Source organism: Aquincola agrisoli (assembly GCF_036621135.1).
Classification (GTDB): Bacteria; Pseudomonadota; Gammaproteobacteria; order Burkholderiales; family Burkholderiaceae_C; genus Aquincola; species Aquincola agrisoli.
In genome coordinates this window covers 275,316-281,716 of the sequence record NZ_JAZIBG010000056.1, presented here as the reverse complement: position 1 = coordinate 281,716, position 6,401 = coordinate 275,316, and the positions used below count along the sequence as shown (strand labels likewise).

The following is a 6,401-nucleotide window of genomic DNA, read 5'->3' as shown; positions in this document are numbered from 1 at the left end:
ATGTCGCGCATCAGGCGGATCGCGTCCTTCAGCAGCCAGCCGCCGTTCGGGTCGAGCGTGACGCGGGCCTGCGGAAAGCGCTCGTGCAAGGCGGTGATGGCCTCGACCTCGGCCTCGCCGGCCAACACGCCGCCCTTGAGCTTGAAGTCGTTGAAGCCGTAGCGGGCATGGGCCGCTTCGGCGAGCCGGACGATGGCCTCGGGCGTCATCGCTTCCTCGTGGCGCAGGCGGCACCAGTCGTCTTCGCCGTCGGGTTCGCTGGCGTAGGGCAGGCCGGTGCGGCGCTTGTCGCCCACGAAGAACAGGTAGCCCAGCACCTCGACCGACGCGCGCTGCTGGCCTTCGCCCAGCAGCGCGGCGACGGGTACGCCGAGATGCTGCCCGAGCAGGTCGAGCAACGCCGACTCGATCGCCGTCACCGCGTGGATGGTGGTGCGCAGGTCGAAGGTCTGCAGCCCCCGGCCGCCGGCATCGCGGTCGGCGAAGGTATCGCGTACATGGCTCAGCAGGCGCTGCGTGTGGCCGATCGATTGGCCGACCAGCAGCGGCGCGGCGTCTTCCAGCGTCTGGCGGATCTTCTCGCCGCCCGGCACTTCGCCGATGCCGGTGTGGCCCGCACTGTCGGTGATGATCACCAGGTTGCGGGTGAAGAAGGGGCCGTGGGCGCCGCTGAGGTTCATCAGCATGCTGTCGCGGCCGGCGACGGGAATGGCTTGCAGGCGGGTGATGACGGGGGTGCTCATGCGGCGTCTCCGGGTCGTGTGTTCATTGATTGTTATCGTTAACAGATTGCTTGTCAAACGCGGCGGGTGCGCGGGGTGCTCGATCGCGTGGGAGATGCCCTGCGGCTCAGCGGCGCTCGGGCGCGGTCCTGAACTGCATCGCGTGCAGGCGGGCGTACAGGCCGTTGCGGGCCAGCAGTTCGGCGTGGCTGCCTTGCTCGACGATCCGGCCCTGGTCCATCGCGACGACGCGGTCGGCGTGCTCGATGGTCGACAGCCGGTGCGCGATGACCAGCGTCGTGCGGCCTTGCATAAGCCGTTCCAGCGCGGTCTGCACGGCGCGTTCGCTTTCGCTGTCGAGCGCGGAGGTCGCTTCGTCGAGGATCAGGATGGGCGCATCCTTGTAGATGGCGCGGGCGATGGCCACGCGCTGGCGCTGCCCACCCGAGAGCTGGCTGCCGTTGTGGCCGATGGGCGTGTCGATGCCCTGCGGCAGGCGCTCGACGAACTCGTGCAGGTTGGCATCGCGCAACGCCTTGTGCACGCGCTGCGGGTCGAGCGTGTCGCCCAGCGCCACGTTGGCGGCGAGCGTGTCGTTGAAGAGCACGACATCCTGGCTGACCAGGGCGAATTGCCGGCGCAGCGCTGCGATCTGCCAATCCTGCAGCGGCACACCGTCCAGCGTGATGCGGCCGTCCGTCGGTTCGAGGAAGCGCGGCAGCAGGTGCACCAGCGACGACTTGCCGGCCCCCGACGGCCCCACGAGCGCCACCGTTTCGCCCGCCTTCAACTGCAGGTCGATGCGGTCCAGTGCCGGGGGTTGATCGGCGCGGTACTGCAGGCTCACCTGCTCGAGCACCAGTTCGCCGCGCGTGCGGCCCGGCGGCGCATAACTGCCACCGCTTTCCGCGGCCACGTTTTCGACGAGGTCGATGCCGCGCTCCAGCGCGGCGAGCCCACGGGTCAGCGGGCCCGCGATGTCGGCGACGTGCTTCATCGGCGAGGTCATCATCAGCATGGCCGCGACGAAGGCGACGAAGTCGCCGACGCTCGTGGTCGTCCCGCCCTGGCTCTGCCACAGCGCCATCGCGATCACCGCCGACAGCGCCACCGAGGCGAGCAGCTGGGTGATGGGCGAGACGATGGCCCCGGCGGCGGCCGACTTCATTACGAGGTGGCGCAGGCGCTGGCCCTGCTGGCGGAAGCGCGCCTGCTGCGACGCGCCGGCACCGTGCAGGCGCACGATGCGCCAGGCCATCACGTTTTCTTCCACCACGTACGCCAGTTCGTCGGTGGCGTTCTGCCCCGCCACGGCCAGCCGTTGCAGGCGTTTGGACACCACGCGCATCACGATCGCCACCGCCGGGGCCAGCAGCAGCACGAACAGCGTGAGCCGCCAGTTCAGCCACAGCAGGTAACCGAGCAGGGCCACGATCGTGAGCGAGTCCCGCACGAGCGTGAGCATGGCGCCCACCAGCTGGCCGGCGCCCTGCTGGACTTCGTAGACGACCGTGTTGGTGAGGCCGCTGGCCGTGCGGGCGCCGAACAGCGAAGGCGCCGCATCAAGCAGGCGTCCGAACATCGATTCGCGCAGGCCGAGCACGGCCCCGTTGGCCGACCAGGACAACGCGTATTGCGCGCAGAACGAGGCTGCGCCGCGCACGACGTACAGCCCGATGATCGCCACGGGCACCAGCCAAAGCGAGAGTTCGCCACCCGTGAAGCCCTTGTCCAGCAACGGCTTGAGCAACGCGGGGATCATCGGCTCGGTCGCGGCACTCACGGCCGCCGCCAGCAGGGCAAGCACGATGCCTGGGCGGCTCGGGCGGAAGTAGGGCGCCACGCGCCTGAGACGTTGAAGCAAGGTTGGCATCGCCGGCGATTATCAGCGGCGGGTGCCTACAATCCCCCGTATCGTGGCCACTCCCCTTCTTGAGTGAACCGTTTGCTGCTCCGCGGGTCCATCCCCGCCATGACACGTCGAAGAACCCTCCTTGGCGCCCTGGGCGCCTCCTTTGCCCTGCCGGGCCTCGCGCAATTCCGGGTCGAGATCAGCGGCGTCGGCGCGACGCAGCTGCCGGTGGCCATCGCGGCGTTCCGCGACGAGGATCGATCAGGCCAGTCGATCTCCGGCATCGTCCGGGCCGATCTCGAGCGCAGCGGCCTGTTCCGCAGCGTCGATGCGCCTGGCGCAATGGATGAGACCGCCAACCCCGCGGTGGCGGAGTGGCGCGGCCGCGGCGCCGATGCATTGCTGCTCGGGTCGGTCACACGCTTGGCCGACGGCCGGTTCGACGTGCGCTACAAGCTCTGGGACATCGTCAAGGGTGCGGACCTGGGTGGGCAGAGCCTGCCGGTCGTCGCGGGTGACCTGCGGCTGGCCGCGCACCGCATCGCCGATGCCGTCTACGAGAAGCTCACGGGCGAGCGCGGCGTGTTCTCCACCCGCATCGCCTACGTGACCCGCACCGCCAACCGCCACACCCTGCGCGTGACGGATGCCGACGGCGAGGGCGGCCAGGTCGCCCTCGCCAGCCCGGAGCCCATCATCTCGCCGGCCTGGTCACCTGACGGCCGCGAGTTGGCCTACGTGTCGTTCGAGACGCGCAAGGCCGTGGTGTGGGTCCAGGACGTGGCATCCGGCCACCGCCGGCAGGTCGCCAATTTCCGCGGCAGCAACAGTGCGCCTGCCTGGTCGCCCGACGGTTCCCAGTTGTCGGTCACGCTCTCGCGCGACGGCGGTTCGCAGCTCTTCCTGATGGGGCGCGATGGCGGCAACCTGCGGCGCATCACGAACACGATGGCCATCGACACGGAGCCTGCGTTCTCGCCCGACGGCCGGTCGTTGTTCTTCGTCAGCGACCGCGGCGGCAGCCCCCAGATCTACCGCATGCCGGCCAGCGGCGGCAATGCGGAGCGGGTGAGCTTCACCGGCAACTACAACATCAGCCCTGCCGTCAGCCCCGACGGGCGCACGATGGCCTGGGTGACACGCCAGAACGGCGGCTTCCGGCTCGTGGTGGCCGACAGCGCCGGCGGCAACGCACAGACCATCACGGACACCAGCGCCGACGAGAGCCCGAGCTTTGCGCCCAACAGCCGGCTCATCATCTACGCGACCCGCGCCCAGGGACGCGACGTGCTGATGACGACCACGCTCGACGGCAAGATCAAGGCGCGCCTGCTGTCGTCCGGCGTCGATGTGCGCGAGCCCGTGTGGGGCCCGTACGGCCGCTAGCCGCCGATCCTCCTTTTTCCGTCCCCCTCTCTCTTCTCTTTCCAGTCCCCAAAGGAAGCACCATGACTGCCTTGCGTACAACCCTCAGCGTCTTCGCCGTTGCCGCCGTGCTGGCGGGCTGCGGCTCGAACGTGAAGCTCGACGAAAACGCCAACGTACCGGTCGAATCGCGCAACCCCGCCGGCGCTGCCGCCGGTGGTGCCGCCGGTTCCGGGACCTCGCAGTCGCAGGTGTCGACGGTGAACCTCGATGCGTCGAACGCGTCGTCCGCGGCGGCACGGATCGTCTACTTCGACTTCGACAGCTTCGTGGTCAAGGACGAATACCGCAACGTCATCGAAGCCAACGCCAAGGCGCTGGCGGCCAACCGCAACAAGCGCATCAGCGTCGAGGGCCACACCGACGCGCGCGGCGGCAGCGAGTACAACCTGGCGCTGGGCCAGAAGCGCGCGGAAGCGGTCGCCAAGTCGCTGGCGCTGCTGGGTGCCAACGCCGCACAGATCGAGGCGGTGAGCTTCGGCAAGGAGCGGCCCGCCAATCCGGGTAACGACGAAGCGGCGTGGGCGCAGAACCGCCGCGCCGAGCTGAAGGACAAGTGAGATGCGCCGCACCCTGATCGCCACGGCCCTTGCGGTGCTGGCGCTGGGCGCCCAGGCCGCGTTGTTCGAGGATGACGAGGCCCGGCGCGCCATCCTCGATCTCCGCACGAAGCAACAGGCGACCGATGACCTGCTGCGCAGCCGACTGGCCGAATTGAACCAGTCGACCGACCAGATGCGCCGCAGCCTGCTGGACCTCAACGCCCAGTTGGAGGCGCTGCGAAGCGACAACGCGCGGCTTCGGGGCCAGCAGGAGCAGCTGCTGCGCGATGTCGCCGAGCTGCAGCGCCAGCAGAAGGACATCGCTCAGGGTGTGGACGAGCGCATGCGCAAGCTCGAGCCGCAGAAGGTCAGCCTCGACGGCAAGGAGTTCCTCGCGGATCCTGAAGAAACGCGCCAGTACGAAGCGGCCGTCAAGCTGCTGCGTGGCGGCGACTTTGCCGGCGCCTCCGACGCATTGAACGGCTTTGTCCGGAGCTATCCGCGCAGCGGCTACCTGGACTCGGCCCGCTTCTGGCTCGGCAATGCGTTGTACGGCAAGCGGGACTACAAGGAGTCGATCGCGACGTTCCGATCCTTCCTGGCTGCGGCGCCGCAGAACCCGCGTGCCCCCGAAGCGCTGCTGGCCGTGGCCAACACGCAGGTCGAGATGAAGGACGCGAAGGCAGCCCGGGCCACGCTGAACGAGTTGCTGAAGGCCTATCCGCAGTCGGAAGCCGCGGTGGCAGGCAAGGAGCGGCTGGCCGCGCTGAAATAGCCTCTCCTACGCCGGATGCAGGACGTCCGGCGTGGTCGATCCCATGGAAGACTCAGCAGCAGACCTCGATCGCCGGTTCGGCGGCCTGCGTCGCCTGTACGGCGATGCGGGCTATGCGCGTGTGCGCGCTTCCAGCGTGGCGGTTGTCGGCGTGGGTGGTGTCGGATCATGGGCCGCGGAAGCGCTTGCACGCAGCGGCGTGGCGACCTTGGTGCTGATCGATCTGGACCACGTCAGCGAGTCCAACGTGAATCGGCAGATCCAGGCGATCGGCGCCACCCTGGGCCAATCCAAGGTCGACGCTCTGAAGGAGCGCTTCGCCGACATCCACCCCGAGTGCAAGGTGGTCTGCATCGAGGAGTTCGTGGAGCCGGACAACTGGCCGGCGCTCTTGCCCGTCCCGGTGGATGTGGTGATCGACGCCTGTGACCAGGTGCGGGCCAAGCAGGTGCTTGCTGCGTGGGCGCATGCGCAACATGTTCCTCTGATCACGGTGGGCGCTGCGGGCGGAAAGCAGCTTGGGCAGCATGTGCAGGTAGAGGATCTGTCCGAGGTCACGCATGACCCGTTGCTTGCATCGCTGCGGCAACGCCTGCGGAAGGCGGGATTGCCTCGGCAGGGCGCCATGCATGTGCGCTGCGTGTTCTCGCGAGAGCCGGTGCGTGCGCCCGCAGGCGCTTGTGATGTCGACGGCAGCCTCAACTGCCATGGCTACGGTTCCACGGTGACCGTGACGGCAACGTTCGGGCTGGTCGCGGCAGGCGAAGCCATCCAGATGCTGTTGAATCGCAAAAAGCTTGGCAGCGTCGAAAAACATGCTATAGTGCAAGGCTCTGCAGACGGGTTGTTAGCTCAGTCGGTAGAGCAGCGGACTTTTAATCCGTTGGTCACAGGTTCAAGTCCTGTACAACCCACCAGCTCGCTGCCTCAGGAGTTGACACAGTTCAAGGGCTCTTAGCTCAGTTGGTAGAGCAGCGGACTCTTAATCCGTTGGTCGAGTGTTCGAGTCACTCAGGGCCCACCAACACGACAAGCCGCAAGTTCCACACGGAGCTTGCGGCTTTTGTCGTTTGCTCCGGACGGTT

The 6,401-nt window shown here is 68.0% G+C and carries 5 protein-coding genes, 2 tRNA genes and 1 pseudogene; 6 read left to right on the top strand and 2 right to left on the bottom strand.

The features are described from left to right. Both V4F39_RS26425 and msbA read right to left on the bottom strand, forming a co-directional pair. Window positions 1–743: enolase C-terminal domain-like protein (locus V4F39_RS26425; RefSeq protein WP_332293230.1), on the bottom strand; the 743-nt coding region annotated here is incomplete at its 3' end. 106 nt (window positions 744–849) lie between these two features. After that, window positions 850–2,595, bottom strand: a complete 1,746-nt coding sequence (gene msbA, locus V4F39_RS26420; protein ID WP_332293229.1) for a lipid A export permease/ATP-binding protein MsbA — start codon at window positions 2,593–2,595, stop codon at window positions 850–852. Window positions 2,596–2,694: 99 nt separating this feature from the next. Between msbA and tolB the strand changes: the two genes are divergently transcribed. From tolB to V4F39_RS26390, 6 genes and pseudogenes are all read left to right on the top strand, one after another. Next, window positions 2,695–3,960: a Tol-Pal system beta propeller repeat protein TolB gene (gene tolB / locus V4F39_RS26415; RefSeq protein ID WP_332293228.1), complete on the top strand. Its 1,266-nt coding sequence runs from the start codon at window positions 2,695–2,697 to the stop codon at window positions 3,958–3,960. Window positions 3,961–4,022: 62 nt separating this feature from the next. Beyond that, window positions 4,023–4,559, top strand: coding sequence for a peptidoglycan-associated lipoprotein Pal (pal, locus tag V4F39_RS26410; protein ID WP_332293227.1), 537 nt, complete (start codon window positions 4,023–4,025; stop codon window positions 4,557–4,559). A gap of 1 nt (window position 4,560) precedes the next feature. Continuing rightward, complete coding sequence (ybgF, locus tag V4F39_RS26405) at window positions 4,561–5,316, top strand: tol-pal system protein YbgF (RefSeq protein ID WP_332293226.1); 756 nt, start codon at window positions 4,561–4,563, stop codon at window positions 5,314–5,316. A 43-nt stretch (window positions 5,317–5,359) separates the two neighbouring features. Then, window positions 5,360–6,055, top strand: a pseudogene (locus V4F39_RS27250) (tRNA threonylcarbamoyladenosine dehydratase); the annotation flags it as partial. Between the two features lie 102 nt (window positions 6,056–6,157). Beyond that, a tRNA-Lys gene (locus V4F39_RS26395) sits at window positions 6,158–6,233 on the top strand. 31 nt (window positions 6,234–6,264) lie between these two features. Continuing rightward, window positions 6,265–6,340 (top strand) — tRNA-Lys (locus V4F39_RS26390). Window positions 6,341–6,401 lie beyond the last annotated feature (61 nt).

Coding starts and splice junctions, on each gene's coding strand:
- ybgF (WP_332293226.1), top strand. CDS start 4,561: ATGCGCCGCACCCTGATCGCCACGGCCCTTGCGGTGCTGGCGCTGGGC.
- msbA (WP_332293229.1), bottom strand. CDS start 2,595: ATGCCAACCTTGCTTCAACGTCTCAGGCGCGTGGCGCCCTACTTCCGC.
- tolB (WP_332293228.1), top strand. CDS start 2,695: ATGACACGTCGAAGAACCCTCCTTGGCGCCCTGGGCGCCTCCTTTGCC.
- pal (WP_332293227.1), top strand. CDS start 4,023: ATGACTGCCTTGCGTACAACCCTCAGCGTCTTCGCCGTTGCCGCCGTG.